This is a genomic window from Nocardia pseudobrasiliensis NBRC 108224, from assembly GCF_001613105.1.
GTDB classification, from domain to species: domain Bacteria; phylum Actinomycetota; class Actinomycetes; order Mycobacteriales; family Mycobacteriaceae; genus Nocardia; species Nocardia pseudobrasiliensis.
This window is the reverse complement of sequence record NZ_BDBS01000005.1, coordinates 117,763-135,147: the sequence shown is the minus strand read 5'-3', so window position 1 is coordinate 135,147 and position 17,385 is coordinate 117,763. Positions and strand designations below refer to the sequence as shown.

Annotated in this window: 1 protein-coding gene (only partly in view); it reads right to left on the bottom strand. The window is 69.4% G+C overall.

Every position in this 17,385-nt window falls within one protein-coding gene, locus NP4_RS07530, for a non-ribosomal peptide synthetase, read on the bottom strand. The gene is 43,623 nt long; 11,679 of those nucleotides lie to the left of the window and 14,559 to its right, leaving coding positions 14,560-31,944 in view, spanning codon 4,854 (complete) through codon 10,648 (complete); the first complete codon in reading order (the gene reads right to left) occupies positions 17,383-17,385. Both the start codon and the stop codon lie outside the window.

Here is a 17,385-nt window from a genome sequence, read left to right as displayed (position 1 = left end):
GTAGGTCAGGGTCAGCGCGGGCTCGTCGGCGACCAGCGCCACGGCCTTCGGATCCGCGGCGACCGCGTCGTCCAGCAGCGCGGCCAGTGTGCTCGAGGCCAGTTCACGTCCGGTGTCGTTCCAGGCCCGCAGGATGCGCGCGCTCTCGTCGGCATCGAGCAGGTCGATATCGCCCACCCGCACCGAGGCGTCCGCGAGCACCGCGTCCAGCACCCGCACGAACCGGTCGGCGAAGCCCTGCACGGTCGCCTCGTCGAACAGATCGACGGCATAACCGAATTCGGTGACGATCTCGGCCGGGGTGCCGTCCTCGTTGTACCGGTCGTACAGCGTGACATGCAGATCGGTCTTGGCCAGCTGGGAGTCGAAGTCGACCGCGCTGACCGACAGGCCGGGCAGTTCGAAGGTGGTCTCGGCCAGGTTCTGGAACGACAGGCCCACCTGGAACAGCGGATTGCGCGCGGTCGAGCGGACCGGGTTGATGACCTCGACCAGCCGCTCGAACGGCACATCGGCATTGGCGAACGCCTCGAGGTCGCGTTCGCGCACCTCCGACAGCAGTTCGGCGAATGCGGCGTCGCCGGCCACGCGGGTGCGGAACACCAGCGTATTGACGAACATGCCGATCAGATCGTCGAGTTCGCGCTCACCACGACCGGCGATCGGGGTGCCGACGGCGATGTCGTCGGTGCCCGACAGCCGCGACAGCAACACCGCCAGCGCGGCGTGCACGACCATGAACAGCGAGGTGTTGTTGGCCCGCGCCAGCTCGTGCAGGCGGGCGTGCCGCTCGGCGTCGATATCGAAGCGAATCGCCTTGCCCTGGAACGACTGCGCGGGCGGGCGCGGCCGGTCGGTGGGCAGTTCCAGTTGATCGGGCAGTCCGGCCAGCGCCGAGGTCCAGTACGAGACCTGCTGGGCGGCCAGCGATTCCGGATCGTCCTCGGTGCCGAGCACCGCGCGCTGCCACAGCGCGTAGTCGGCGTACTGCACCGGCAGCGGCGCCCACTGCGGCGCCTCGCCCTGCGCGCGGGCCACATAGGCGGCCATCACATCGCGGGCCAGCGGACCCATCGAGGAGCCGTCGGCGGCGACGTGGTGCACGGTGAAGGCGAGCACATGCTCGTCGGCGCCGGTCACCTGGAACAGCGCCACCTTCAGCGGCACCTCGACGGTCACATCGAAGGTCGTCAGCGCGAATTCGATGATCCGGTCCAGCAATTCGGTCTCGTCGACCGGCACCGGCATCAGCATCGGCGCGGTCTTCGACGCGGCCAGGATGACCTGGCTCGGACCCTCGGGCGAGGCCGGATAGGTCGTGCGCAGCACCTCGTGCCGGGCGAACACATCGCCGATCGCCTGTTCCAGCGCGGCCAGGTCCAGCGTGCCCGACAACCGCACGGCCAGCGGGATGTTGTCCACCGCGGAGGTCGCGGTGTCGAACTGGTTGAGGAACCAGTACCGCTGCTGCGCGGGCGACAGCGGAATCCGCTCCGGCCGCTCGGCGGCCGCCAGGCGCGGACGGGTGCGACCCGATCCGGCGTTCTGCTCGAGACGTACGGCCAGTGCGGCGACGGTCGACGCCTCGAACAGATCACGCACGGCCAGCTGTGTATCGAGCGCGGATCCGAGCCGCGCGGTCACCTGGGTGGCGATCAGCGAGTTTCCGCCGAGGGCGAAGAAATCGTCGTCCACGCCGACGCGGGTCACGCCGAGCACATCCTCGAAGGTGCCCGCCACGATCTCCTCGATCGGGGTGGACGGGGCTCGGAACACCTTGGCCTCGAACACCGGCGCGGGCAGCGCCCCGCGGTCGAGCTTGCCGGAGGCGTTGAGCGGGAAGGCGTCCAGGATCACGAAGGCCGTGGGAACCATGTAGGCGGGCAGTTCATCCGACAGCGCCGCGCGCACGGCCTCGACATCGACGGCCCGGCCCGCCTCGGCCACGAGGTAGCCGACGAGCTGATCGCCCAGGCGATCGTCCGACCGCACCACCACGACCGACTGCGCGATATCCGCCAGCGCCACCAGCGCGGCCTCGATCTCGCCGAGTTCGATGCGCAGACCGCGCAGCTTCACCTGGAAGTCGGTGCGGCCCAGGTATTCGATCTCACCGTTCGCGCTCCAGCGCACGAGGTCGCCGGTGCGATACATCCGCTGGCCGTCACCGAACGGACTCGCCACGAACCGGTCGGCGGTGAGGTCGGCCCGCGCGACGTACCCGCGGGCCAACTGCGCACCCGCGAGATACAGCTCACCCGCGACACCCGGGGCGACCGGGTGCAGACGCGAATCCAGCACGTAGACATCGGTATTGAACACCGGTCGACCGATCGGCACCGACGCGGTGTCAGCCGGGGTCACCTCGTGATAGGTCACGTCGACCGCGGCCTCGGTGGGGCCGTAGAGGTTGTGCAGCCGCGCACCGGTCAGCTCGATGAGCTTCTGCGCGGTCGGCGCGGGCAGCGCCTCACCGGAGGCGAAGACATTGGTCAGGCCCACCCTCTGTGGGCCCTCGGCGCCGAAGGCGTCGAGGGCGGCGACGAACACCGACAGCATCGACGGCACGAAGTGCGCGGTGGTCACGCCCTCGGCCACGATGAGCTCGGCCAGATACGCCGGATCGCGATGCCCGTCGGGCTTGGCCACCACCAGTCGCGCGCCGATCTGCAAGGGCCAGAAGAACTCCCACACCGACACGTCGAAGGTGGCCGGGGTCTTCTGCAGCACCACATCGTCGGAGTACAGATCGTATTCGTCCTGCATCCACACCAGGCGGTTGACGATCGCCTCGTGGGTCACCGCGACGCCCTTCGGGCGGCCGGTCGAACCCGAGGTGAAGATCACGTAGGCGGTATTGGACGGACGCAGCGGCGCGAGGCGATCCGCGTCGGCGACCGGCTCACCCGAGTGACCCGACACGTCCAGGGCGTCGATCTCGAGGACCGTGCCCTCGACCTCGAATCCGTCTCGGGCGGTGGTCAATACGCACACCGGCCGCGCCGTCTGGAGCACGTACTGGTTGCGCTCGGCCGGATGATCCGGGTCCAGCGGCACATACGCGCCACCGGCCACGCTCACCGCGTACATGCCAACGACCAGTTCGATCGAGCGGCGCATACCGAGCGCGACCAGCGAATCCGGTCCGACACCGCGCGAGATCAGTTCGCGCGCCAGGCGATTCACGCGCTCGGCGAACTCGCCGTAGGACAGCGTGGTCGCCTCGAATGTCAACGCGGGCTCGTCCGGGGTGCGCTCGACCTGCATGGCGAACATCGAGGCCAGCGTCAGCGCGCGGCTGCCCGCGGCCTTGCCGAGCACGACGCGGTCGATGTCGTAGGCGGTGGCGTTCCAGTTGTCGAGCACCTTGCGGCGTTCGGTGTCGTCGAGCAGTTCGACATCGCCGACGACCACCGCGGGATCGGCCGTCACCGCCGCCAGCATCCGCACCAGTCGCCGCGCGAACGCCGCGACGGTCCCGGCGTCGAACATGTCGGTGGCGTAGGCGAATTCGGCGCTCATACCGACTAGCTCATTGTTGTCACCCATCCGCTCGGTGAGGTTCAGGTGCAGATCGAATTTGGCCGTCACCACATCCAGCGGCACCCCGGACACCTCGAGCCCGGGCAGTTCGAACGAGGCCTCGCCGGTGTTCTGGAACGACAGCATCACCTGGAACAGCGGATGCCGCGCCTGCGAGCGGGCCGGATTGAGGATCTCCACCAGCCGCTCGAACGGCAGATCCGCCTGGCCGAACGCGGCCAGATCGGCCTCCTTGGTGCGCGCCAGCAGGTCGGCGAACGAGGTCGAGTTCTCCACCTGCGTGCGCAGCACCAGCGTATTGACGAACATGCCGATGGCATCGTCGAGGACGGCCTCGCCACGGCCCGCGACCGCGGTGCCCACGGCGATATCGTCGCTGCCCGACAGTCGCGACAGCAGCGCCGCGAAGGCCGCGTGCACGACCATGAACAGGCTCGCGCCGTGCTCGCGCGCCAGCGCGTTCAGCCCGCGCAGCAGCTCGGCATCGATCGAGAACTCGTGCACGTCACCGCGGTTGGACGCCACGGCGGGACGCGGGCGATCCGACGGCAGATCCAACTGATCCGGCAGTCCGGCCAGCTGACGCGACCAGTAGGCGACCTGCTGGGCGATCAGCGACCGGTCGTCGTCCTCCGAACCCAGCGTCTCGCGCTGCCACAGCGCGTAATCGGCGTACTGCACCGGCAGCGGCGCCCAGCCCGGAACCTCGCCGCGCGAACGGGAGGCGTAGGCGATCATGACGTCGCGGGCCAGCGGCCGCACCGACCAGCCGTCGCCGGAGATGTGGTGCACCACGAAGACCAGCACATGCTCGGTGGGGCTCACCTCGAACAGCCGCGCCCGCACCGGAACCTCGGCCGTCACATCGAAGCCGGTCAGCACGACCTCGCCGATGCGCTCGGCGATCTCGGCCTCGGAGACCGAAATCGGTTCCAGGGCCGCGATTTCCGTGCCGGTCGGCAGGATCACCTGCGTGCCGTGCCCGTCGGCGGTCTCCGGGTAGACGGTGCGCAGCACCTCGTGCCGGTCGATCACATCGCGCACGGCCGCGCGCAGCGCGTCGACATCCAGCGCACCGGACAACCGCACGGCCAGCGGAATATTGTTGACCGCGCTGGCGGTGTCGAACCGGTTGAGGAACCACATGCGCTGCTGTGCCAGCGACAGCGGAATCTCCTCGGGCCGCGGTCCGGCCACCAGTTCGCGGCGACGGCCCGACCCGGCATGGCTTTCCATGCGCGCGGCGAGCGCGGCGACCGTCGGGGCCTCGAACAGCAGTCGCACCGGCACGCGGGTGTCCAGCGCCGCGCCCAGGCGCGCGACGATCTGGGTGGCGATCAGCGAATTGCCGCCCAGTTCGAAGAAGTCGTCGTCGACACCGACCTGTTCGCCCAGGTCCAGTACCTCGGCGAAAGTCGCGGCCACGATCTCCTCGATCGGGGTCGAGGGCGCGCGGAACTCGCGAGCCTCGAAGGCCGGTTCCGGCAGGGCCCGGCGATCGAGCTTGCCGTTCGGGTTGAGCGGCATGGCATCGAGCGCCACGATGGCGGCCGGGACCATATAGGACGGCAACTGCCGGGCCAGATGCGCGCGCAGCGCGTCGACCTCGGCCGGGCCGTCCGCCGCAACCACGTAGGCGACCAGTTGATCGCCTGTTCGGGCGTCCGAGCGCACCAGCGCGACGGCCTGTGCGACCGAATCGTGGGCGAGCAGGGCGGATTCGATCTCGCCGAGCTCGATGCGCAGACCGCGCAGCTTCACCTGGAAGTCGGTGCGGCCCAGGTAGACGATCTGGCCGTCGGGTCCGCGCCGCACCAGGTCACCGGTGCGGTACATGCGCGAGCCGCCCCTGCCGGAGGCGTCTCCCGGGACCCCGAAGGGGTTGGCCACGAAGCGATCCGAGGTCAGGTCGGTGCGGCCGAAGTAGCCGCGGGCCAGCTGATCGCCCGCCAGATACAGCTCACCCGCGACACCCGGCGGCACCGGATGCAGGCGACCGTCGAGGACATAGGCCTGCGCGTTCCAGACCGGCAGACCGATCGGCACCGCGCCCCGCACATCGTCGGCGACCGGCGCGTGCGTGGCGTGCACGGTGAATTCGGTGGGGCCGTAGAGGTTGTACAGCTCGGCGTCGCTCACGCGGCGCAAGGCCCGCACGGCGTCGGAGGTGAACGCCTCACCGGCGATCAGCAGCGCGCGCAGCGAGGCGATCGCCGCGGGCTCCACACCCGCCGAGAACACGGTCAGCATCGAGGGCACGAACGAGGTCATCGTGACCCGTTCGGCCGCAATGACATCCGCGAGATACTGCGGATCGCGATGCCCGTCCGGGCTCGCCACGACCAGGCGGCCGCCGACCGACAGTGGGCCGAACAGCTCCCACACCGACACGTCGAAGGTCGCGGGGGTCTTGAACAGCACCACATCGTCGACGCCGATGCCGTATTCGCCGGTGATCCAGCGGATCTGGTTCACCACGGCCGCATGCGGCACGGCCACGCCCTTCGGGCGACCGGTCGAACCGGAGGTGAAGATGACGTAGGCCGGATGCGAAGCACGCAGCGGCGCACGGCGATCCGCGTCGGTGAGCGGAGTGTCGGCGTATTCCGACAGATCCAGTCGATCCACGGTCAGCACCGGCAGCTCACCCGCCGTGAAGCCGTCGCGCTCGGTGGTCAGTACGGCCACCGGACGCGCGGTCTCGAGTACGTAGCCGATGCGGTCGGCGGGCTGCCCCAGATCCAGCGGCACATAGCCGCCACCGGCCTCGAGCACCGCGTACGCGGCGACCACGAAGTCCAGCGAGCGCCGAATGCCCAGGGCCACCAGGGTTTCCGGGCCGACCCCGGCCTCGACGAGGCGGCGGGCCAGCCGGTGCACGCGGGCGGCGAATTCGGCGTAGGTCAGGCTCTGCCCGGCCTCACGGTCCACGATCGCGACCGCGTCGGGGGTGGCCTGCGCCTGTGCCTCGAACAGTTCCACCAGCGTCGAGCCCGCGGGGAGCTCGTGCGCCGTGGCGTTCCAGCCGCGCAGCTCGTGCAGAGCCTCCTGCGCGTCCAGCAGCGGGATGTCCCCCACCGCCCGATCCGGCGTCGCCGCAATGGACTTCAGCAGTCGAGTGAACCGGCGCGCGAACAGCGCGACGGTGTCGGCCTCGAAAAGGTCGGTGGCGTAGATGAACTGCGCCTCGATTCCACCATCCGGCCCCTCGGTGAGCACCAGTTGCAGATCGAACTTGGCGGTATCGATCGGCATGTCCACGCCGCTGGCGGTCAGGCCCGGCAGCTCGAGCGAGGTCTGTCCGAGGTTCTGGAAGGCCAGCATGACCTGGAACAGCGGTGACCGCGCCTGGGACCGAGCCGGATTGATGATCTCCACCAGCCGCTCGAACGGCAGATCCGCGTGGCCGAACGCCGCGATATCGGTGGAACGCACCGCGCGCAGCAGATCGGTGAACGTCGCGCCGGATTCGATCTCGGTCCGCAGCACCAGGGTGTTGACGAACATGCCGATCAGATCGTCGAGCGCCCGCTCACCGCGGCCCGCGACCGGGGTGCCGATGGCGATGTCCTGCTCACCCGACAGCCTCGACAGCAGCACCGCGAGCGCGGCGTGGGTGACCATGAACAGCGTCGCGCCCCGCGTGCGGGCCAGATCGGCCAGCCGCGCGTGGGTGTCGGCGTCGATGCGGAACGAATGCGTCGCGCCGCGGCCCGAGGCCACGGCCGGTCGCGGCCGATCCGACGGCAGATCCAGCTGTTCGGGCAGTCCGCGCAGGGCCTCGCGCCAGTACGAGATCTGCTGGGCGATCACCGATTCCGGATCGTCCTCGCGGCCGAGCACCTCGCGCTGCCACAGCGCGAAGTCGGCGTACTGCACCGGCAGCGGGGCCCAGGCGGGCTCGCCGCCGTCGACGCGCGCGCCGTAGGCGGTCATCACATCGCGGGTCAGCGGGCCCATGGAGAAGCCGTCGGCCGAGATGTGGTGCACCACCAGCGCCAGCACATGTTCAGTCGGGCTGACCTCGAACAGCCGCGCCCGGAACGGCACCTCGGCGGTGACGTCGAAGGCGGTCAGGAACAACTCCGAAAGCCGCTGCGGCAGTTCGTGTTCGGTGACCTCGATCGGGGTCAGGTCGGGAATGACCTTGCCGGTCGGGACGATCTGCTGATAGGCCGCCCCGTCCATCTCCGGATAGAACGAGCGCAGCGACTCGTGCCGCGCGAGCACGTCGGCGACCGCGACCTGCAATGCCTGCCGGTCCAGCAGACCCGAAAGCCGCACGGCCGCGGGAATATTGTCGACCGCGGACTCCGGATCGAACCGGTTGAGGAACCACATGCGCTGCTGTGCCAGCGACAGCGGCACCCGCTCCGGGCGTGGCTGCGGGACCAGCGCCTTGCGCCCGCCCGCACCCGACCGGGATTCGGCGCGAGCCGCCAGTGCGGCGACCGAGGAGCCCTCGAAGATCTCGCGCACGCCCAGCTGGGTGTCCAGCGCGGCCGACAGCCGCGCGGCCACCTGGGTGGCGATCAGTGAGTTGCCGCCCAGGGCGAAGAAGTCGTCGTCCAGACCGACCCGCTCGACCCCGAGCACCTCGGCGAAGATATCGGCGACGATCTCCTCCACCGGCGTGGTCGGGGCGCGGAACACCGCCGCCTCGAATACCGGCGCGGGCAGCGCGCGACGATCCAGCTTGCCGGAGGCGTTCAACGGGAACTCCTCGAGCGCCATGAACACCGACGGGACCATATAGGCGGGCAACCGCTCGCCGAGCTGTTCGCGGATATCCTCCACGTCGACCGAATTCCCGGCCGCGGCAACGACATACGCCACCAGCTGATCGCCGGTGTGGGCATCGCTGCGCACCACCACGACCGACTGCGCGATCTCGTCGAGCGCGGTCAGCGCCGATTCGATCTCGCCGAGTTCGATGCGCAGACCGCGCAGCTTGACCTGGAAGTCGGTGCGGCCGATGTACTCGAGCTCGCCGTCCTCGGTCCAGACCACGAGGTCGCCGGTGCGGTACATGCGCTGTCCGTCACCGAACGGACTCGCCACGAAACGATCCGCACTCAGATCCGGCCGGGCCACATAACCGTGCGCCAGCTGGACACCCGCGAGATACAGCTCACCCGCGACACCCACCGGCACCGGCCGCAACCGGCCGTCGAGCACGTAGACCTGGGTGTTGAAGACCGGACGGCCGATCGGCACGGATTCGGTATCCGCGTCGACGACCTCGTGATAGGTGACGTCGACCGCGGCCTCGGTCGGACCGTACAGGTTGTGCAGTTCGGCGCCGGTCAGTTCGCGCAGGCGATGTGCGGGCTTGGGCGACAGGGCCTCACCCGAGGCGAAGACCTTGCGCAACGAGGTGCACCGCGCCGCGGCCTCCTCGGCCACGAACACCGCGAGCATCGACGGTACGAAGTGCGTGACCGTAACGCCCTCGGCGGCAATGAGTTCGGCGAGATAGGCCGGATCGCGATGTCCGTCGGGCTTGGCCACCGCCAGTCGCGCGCCGATCTGCAGCGGCCAGAAGAACTCCCACACCGACACGTCGAAGGTGGCCGGAGTCTTCTGCAGCACAACGTCATCGGCGGTGAGGCCGTACGCGGACTGCATCCACACGAGGCGGTTGACGATCGCCGAATGCGGCACCGCCACACCCTTGGGGCGACCGGTCGAACCCGATGTGAAGATCACATACGCGGTATCCGAAGGCCGCAGCGGGTAGCGCCGATCGGCGTCGGTGACCGGCTCGCCGGAGTAGTTGGCCAGATCCAGTAGGTCGATGCGCACCTGCGCGGTATCGATCGCCAGATCGTCGCCGGTGGTCAGCACGCACACCGGATCCGCGGTCGCGAGAATGTATTCGGTCCGCTCGGCCGGATGATCCGGATCCAGCGGCACATACGCGCCACCGGCCACGCTCACCGCGTACATGCCCACGACCAGATCGATCGAGCGGCGCATACCCAGCGCCACGAACGATTCCGCGCCCACACCGCGCTCGATGAGCCAGCGGGCCAGCTTGTTGACCCGCGTGGCGAACTCGTCGTAGGACAGACTCGTCCCCTCGAAGCTCAGCGCGGGCGCGCCGGGGGTGCGTTCGGCCTGCGCCTGGAACATCGAGACCAGGGTCTGGGTGCGATCCACCTCGGCGGCGGTGGCGTTCCACCGCGAGACGACCGTCTCGCGCTCGGCGGCGTCGAGCAGGTCGATCTCGCCCACGACCACATCGGGTTCGGCGGTGATCGCGGTCAGCACCCGGATCAGCCGGTCGGCGATCCGCCGAACCATGTTCTCGTCGAACAGATCCCGCAGATATCCGGCGCGCACGCGCAGACGGGTGTCCAGCTGCGCGATCAGCGTCAGCGGATAGTGCGTGGCGTCGGCGGCGTCCAGTCCGGTCACGGCCATACCGTCGATATCGGCGGCCTGCTGCTGCAGGCCCTCGGCATCGACCGGATAGGACTCGAAGACGACCAGCGTGTCGAACAGTCCGCCGATACCCGCCGCGGATTGGATCTCGGCCAGACCGATGTAGTGGTGGTCGAGCAGATCGGCCTGCTCGCCCTGGGTTCGGGTGAGCAGCGACCGCGCGGGTTCCGACGGATCGAAGCGCACCCGCACCGGCACGGTGTTGATGAACAGACCCACCATGGATTCCACGCCGGCCAGCTGCGCCGGGCGACCGGAGACGGTCGTGCCGAACAGCACGTCGTCGCGACCGGTCATGCGGCCCAGCAGAATTCCCCACGCCGTCTGCAGCACGGTGTTGGCGGTGACGCCCAGCTGCGCGGCGTATCCGGTCAGCCGCGCGGTGGCGGCCTCGTCGAGTTCGAAGAAGTACTCGCCGGACAGGCTGGTGATCTCGTGCGCGGTATCGGGCCGGGTCAGCAGTGTCGGTTCCGACACCCCGGCCAGCGCCCGGGTCCAGGCCGCGAGCGAGGCCGAATGATCCTGCCGTACGACCCATTCCAGGAAGTGCCGGTAGGACCGGACGGCGGGCAACGCGCCGGTGTCGCCGCGCGTGGCGTACAGCACCAGCAGATCCCGCATGAGCAGCGGCATGGACCAGCCGTCGAGCAGGATGTGGTGGTTGGACACCGCCAGCGACCAGCGATCCTCCGAGACCCGGATCAGGGTGAACCGGATCAGCGGCGGCTGCGCCAGATCGAAGCGTCGCATGCGGTCGGCCTCGATCAGATCGCTCGCCTCGCCGGTGCGGCGACGGTCGTGTTCGGCCCATTCCGCCCGCACGCCGTCGAGGACGACCTGCACGGGATTGCCCTGCGCGTCGGTCACGAACGCGGTGCGCAGATTCTCGTAGCGATCCACCAGCGCCTGCGCGGCCGAACGCAGCCGAGCGGCGTCGACCCGGCCGGTGAGCGTCAGCACCGCCTGCGCGGTGTACACATCCACCGAGGTGGCGGCGAGCTGAGCATGGAACAGCAGGCCGCCCTGCAGTGCCGACAGCGGCCACACCTCGGTCAGCGCCGGGAAGCGCCGTTCCCAGCCGTCGATATCGGCCTGCGAGACCCGCACCAGCGGGAAGTCCGACGGGGTGTGCCCACCCGCGTCGGCCGAATCCGCGTGCCGCGCCACCGCTTCCAGCGCGCGGACCCACAGCGCGCCGAATTCGCGCACCTCGTCGGCGTCCAACAGGGTTGTCGGATAACCGATCTGGGCGCTGAAGCGATCCCCGGACACGATGGCGTTGATATCGAGCGGGGCCATGGCGGGCATATCGGCGTCGTAGGCGCCGCCGAGGTCGCCCAGCTCCGCGGCGGGCACCCACCCGAAGCCGCGCAGCGCGTCGGGCACGCTGGTCTCCGAAACCCGGCCCAAGTAGTTGAAGCTGACCTGGCCCGGCAGCAGTTCGGGCAGTTGCGAACCGGTCTGCGCGTTCATATAGCGCAGCAGGCCGTAGCCCAGACCCTTGTCGGGCACGGCGAGCAGCTGTTCCTTGATCGCCTTGACGGCCCGGCCCATCGCGGCCCCGCCCGCAAGCGCGGCATCGATATCGATACCGGAAAGATCGAAGCGCACCGGGAAGATCGCGGTGAACCAGCCGACCGTGCGCGACAGATCCGCACCCGGTACCAGCTCCTCCTCGCGACCGTGGCCCTCCATTCGGATGAGCAGCGAATCCGCTTCGCGGGCACGCCATTTCGCGACGGCCAGGACCAGCGCGGTGATCAGGCCGTCGTTCACGCCGCCGTGGAACAGCGCCGGAACGGTGGTGAGCAGCGAGCGGGTGACCTCCGGGGACACCTCGACCCGATGCTTGTCGATCACGCCGGTCACATCGACGCTCGGATCGAACGGGCGGCGGGTCAGCAGCGGATCCGGCCCCTCGACGACCTCGCGCCAGAACTCGAGCTCACCGGCCCGATCGGCGGCCACACGCTCGAGGGCGTGCGCCCAGGTGCGCATACTCGTCGCGGGCGCGACCAGTTCCGGCGGCTGCCCGGCCGACAGCTGACCCCACGCGGCCACGAAATCGGGGACGAGAATGCGCCACGAGACGCCGTCGACCACGAGGTGGTGAGCGATTACGACAAGGCGGCCACTCCTCGGCTTCGCCTCGGAGCCATAGGTCGTGACCTCGGAGACAGAAGGTACGGCACCGGAGACAGCAGAGGTGGCTTCGGAGACAGCGGAAGTGGTCCCGGAGTCAGAGGGGGCGGGAGCCGAAGGGTCCAGCCACACGAATCGAATCACGACGCCCGCTTCGGGATCCAGCAGGGCGAGGCTGGAATCGACGGCAGCGGAGGCGATCTCGGTGAGGGTGGCATCGTCGGTCGCCGCGTCGAACTCGACACGATCGATCAGCGCATCCACATCGACCGAACCCGCGGGGGCGGTCTCGATGATCCATTCCGCGCCCGCGTGCCGGCGCAGCCGGGCCCGCAGCATGTCGTGGCGGTCGATGACCGCGCCGACCGTGGCCGCGATACCGGCCCGGTCGATGCCGATCGGAAGTTCCAGTGCCAGTAGCTGATTGAAGCGCCGGAACTCGCCCGGCCGCTCGACCATGAACCGCGCCACCGGAGTGAGCGGCATGGTGCCCACGCCACCGCCGGGCAGTTCCACCAGCGTCGGCGCGGAATCCCCACGCCCGTCGGCAGTTTCGGCGACCGCGGCCAAACCGGCCACGGTGCGCTGCTCGAACACGTCGCGCGGGCTGAAGACCACCCCCCGCGCCTTGGCCCGCGAGACCAGCTGGATCGAGACGATGGAATCACCGCCGAGGGCGAAGAACGAATCGTCCACACCGACCCGCTCGACCCCGAGCACCTCGGCGAAGACCTCGGCGATGGTGTGCTCCACCGGGGTTCGCGGCGCGCGGAAGGTGACCTCGGTCGCGAACACCGGTTCCGGCAGCGCGCGCCGGTCCAGCTTGCCGACCGGGGTCAATGGAATCCGGTCGATCACCATGATCGACGAGGGCACCATATAGGCGGGCAGGCTCTGCTCGACGTATTCGGTCAGCACCGCCACATCGATCGCATGACCCTGTGCGGCAACGACATACGACACCAGCGAGGTCGCGCCCGCGGAGTTCTCGTGCCCCACGGTGACCGCGAAGTCCACGCTCTCGTGGGCGGCCAGCGCGGCGTCGATCTCGCCCAGCTCGATGCGGAAACCGCGCACCTTGACCTGGAAGTCGGAGCGGCCGACGTATTCGACCTCCCCGTGATGGTTCCAGCGCACCACGTCACCGGTGCGGTACATCCGCGCGGTGCCGCTGGCCGCGTCCCCGTACGGATTGGCCACGAACCGCTCCGCCGACAGACCCGGCCGCGCGTGATAGCCGCGCGCCACCTGGACGCCGGACAGATACAGCTCACCCGCGACGCCCACCGGAACCGGCCGCAGCCGCGAATCCAGGATCAGCGACTGCATACCGCGAATCGGGCCACCGATGGTGACCGGCTCGCCCGGCGACAGCGGATCGCTGATATTGGTCATGATCGTGGTCTCGGTCGGACCGTAGCCGTTGTGGAAGCGGCGACCCGAACCGTCCTGGGCCCCACCCCATTTCGCGACCAGATCCGCCGGGACGTTCTCGCCGCCGGCGACGATGACCTTCATCTCGGCCAGTGCGGCCGGATCCAGCGAGGCCAGCACCGACGGAGTGAGGAAGGTGTGGGTGGCCCGCTCGCGCCGGATCAGCTCCGACAGCTCCTCGCCGCCGTAGACGCCCGGCGGCACGACCACCAGGGCGCCGCCCGCGCCGATGGCGAGCAGGAATTCCAGCATCGAGGCGTCGAAGCTGGGCGAGGCGAAATGCAGTGCGCGCGTATCGGAGTCGACCGCGTAGCGCTCGTTCTGCTCGGCCCGGAAGTTGGCCAGGCCCGCATGCGTGACAACCACGCCCTTGGGCAGACCGGTCGAACCGGAGGTGTAGATGACGTAGGCCGGATGCGCCGGGCGTACCGGGCGCAGCCGATCGGCGTCGGTGACCGCCGCCTCCGAGTAGGACCCCAGATTCAGCTCGTCGAGCACCAGCCAGTCCACCGAATCCGGCAGTTCGCCACGCACCGCGGAGACGGTCAGGCCGACCGGCGAACCGGAGTCGGTGACCATATGGGCGATGCGGTCGGCCGGATAGGTCGGGTCGATCGGCACGAACGCCGCACCCGACTTCGACACCGCCCATTCGGCGAAGTACGACTCGTCCGAACGCGGTACAGCGACCGCGACCAGATCCTCGGTGCCGACACCGCGCTCGATCAGCAAGCGCGCCAGGCGGTTCGAGCGCTCGTCGAGCTCGCCGTAGGACACCGTCCGGCCCTCGAACACCACCGCGGGCGCGGCCGGGTCGATGGCCGCGGCCTCCGCCAGCAGTTCGGGCAGGGTCCGCGCGGGTTCGGCGGGCAGGCCGGTGCGGGCGATCAGATCGGTCCGCTCGGCGGCGTCGAGAATGTCGATGGCGCCCACCGTGATCCGCGGATCGGCGGCGATGGCCTCGAGCACCCACACCCATCGCTGCACGATCTCCGCGGCGGTGGACTCGTCGAACAGATCGGTGGCGTAGGTCAGCGCCAGCGCCATCCCGCCATGTTCGGCCGCGATCTCCGACAGCGTGAACTGCAGATCGAAGCGGGCGAAGCTCTCCTCGAGATCCAGCGACGACACCGTGAGCCCCGGCAGTTCCAGGGTGGCGCGGTCGAGGTTCTGGAAGGCCAGCATGACCTGGAACAGCGGGTTGCGGGCCTGCGAGCGCTCCGGCGCCAGCAGTTCCACCAGCCGCTCGAACGGCACATCGGCATTGCCGAACGCCTCGAGGTCGACATCCTTGATCCGGCTCAGCAGCGCGGTGAACGCCTCGGCCGGATCCAGGCCGGTCCGCAGCACCAGCGTATTGACGAACATGCCGACCAGCTCGTCGAGCGCGGCCTCGCCACGTCCGGCGATCGGGGTGCCGACAGCGATGTCGTCGCCGCCGGACAGCCGGGCCAGCAGCACCGACAGCGCGCCGTGCATCACCATGAACAACGACGAACCATGTTCGCGCGCAACGGCTTCCAGCGCATTGACCAGTTCCGGCGCCAGCGTGCGATGCAGGGTGGCGCCGCGATGGGAGGCCACGGCCGGGCGCGGACGATCGGTCGGCAGCGCCAACTCGTCGGGCACCCCGTTGAGCGCGTTCTGCCAGTAGCCGACCTGGCGCGCCAGCAGCGATTCGCCATCGTCCTCGGAGCCGAGCACCTCGCGCTGCCAGATCGCGAAATCGGCGTACTGCACCGGCAGCGGCGCCCAGCCCGGCGCGCTGCCCTGGGTGCGAGCGGTGTAGGCGGTCATCACATCGCGGGCCAGCGGACTCATCGAGAAGCCGTCGGCGGCGATGTGATGAACGACCACGACCAGCACATGCTCATCGGCCTGCACCTGGAACAGTCGGGCGCGCAGCGGGACCTGCTCGGCGACATCGAATCCGGTCGACACGAATTCGGTGACGGCCGTGATCAATTCGGTGTCCAGTACCGGGTAGGCGCGCAGATCCAGCGCGATCTGCTCGGCCGGGACGACCACCTGCATGGGCGTGCCGCCGTGCTCGGGATAGCGGGTGCGCAGCGACTCGTGCCGGCGTACCACGTCGAAGACGGCCAATTCCAGTGCGACGGTGTCGAGTTCGCCCGACAGCCGGATCGCCAGCGGCAGGTTGTAGGCCGCGGAGGTCTTGTCGTACTGGTTGAGGAACCACATACGCTGCTGCGCGAACGACAGCGGCACCAGCTCCGCGGCCGAGCGTGCGCGCGCGGTCAGGCGCGGGCGCGACTCACCGCCGGTATGCGACTCCAGCCGCGCGGCGAGCGCTTCCACGGTCGGGGCCTCGAACAGCATCCGCACCGCGACGGTCGTGCCGAGCGCCGCGCCGATCCGCGACACCACGCGGGTCGCGATCAGCGAGTTACCGCCCAGGGCGAAGAACTCGTCGTCCAGGCCGACCCGCTCGATATCGAGCACCTCGGCGAATACCGCGGCCACGGCCTCCTGGACCGGGGTCTCCGGCGCGCGGAACGCCCGCGCCTGCACCGCCGGGGCGGGCAGCGCGCGACGATCCAGTTTGCCGTTGACGGTCAACGGGATTCGATCCAGCACCACGAACGCCGAGGGCACCATGTAGGACGGCAATCGCTCGGCCGCGGCCTCGCGCACCGCGTCCAGATCGACCGCGCCCGTCGCCACCACATAGGCGACGATGCGCTGATCGCCCGGCTGATCCTCGCGCACGATCACCGCGGCCTGCGCGACGCCCGGCTGCGCCAGCACCGCGGCCTCGATCTCGCCGAGTTCGATGCGGAAGCCACGGACCTTCACCTGATCATCGGCGCGGCCCAGATATTCCAGTTCGCCGTGACGGTTCCAGCGGGCCACGTCACCGGATCGGTACAGCCGCGAGCCGGGCTCGCCGAACGGATCGGCGACGAAGCGCGAGAACGTCAGATCGGCCCGGCCCAGATAGCCGCGCGCCAATTGCGGTCCGGCCACGTACATCTCACCCGCGACACCCACCGGCACCGGATGCAGGCGATCGTCGAGCACATACACCCGCAGGCCCGCGATGGCCCGGCCAACCACCGAACCGGTTGCGGCGGCGATGGTTTCGGCATCCAGAACCCGATGCGAGACGTGCACCGTGGTCTCGGTGATGCCGTACATGTTCACCAGCTGCGGCCGCGTATCACCGTGCCGCGCGATCCAATCGGTCAGGCGGCGCAGTTCCAGCGCCTCGCCGCCGAACACCACATAGCGAAGCGACAGCGGCGCGGCACTGGGCGCGGCATTGCGATCGGCCTCGGCCAGCTGATAGAACGCCGACGGCGTCTGGTTGAGCACCGTGACCCGTTCGCGGCGCAGCAGCTCCAGGAACTGCTCGGGCGAGCGGGAGGTGTAGTAGTCGACCACGACCAGCGTGCCGCCGTAGAGCAGCGGGCCCCACAGCTCCCACACCGAGAAGTCGAAGGCGAAGGAGTGGAACAGGGTCCACACATCGTCGGGCCCGAAGCCGAATTCCCGATCGGTATTGGCGAACAGCCGCACCACGTTGCGATGCGCGACCGCCACGCCCTTGGGCCGACCGGTCGAGCCGGAGGTGTAGATGACGTAGGCGATGGCGTCCGCGGTCAGCGGCGCGCGGCGATCGGCGTCGGTGATCGGGTGCTCGCCCGCGTCGACCAACTCCGGCACATCCATGCCGTAGTAGTCCATCTGGACCGTCGGCAGATCCTCGGGCAGCTCGACCCGCACACTGCCGTCGACGATCACGCTCGTCGGCTTCGCGTCGGAGAGCACATAGGCGATGCGATCGGCCGGATAGGT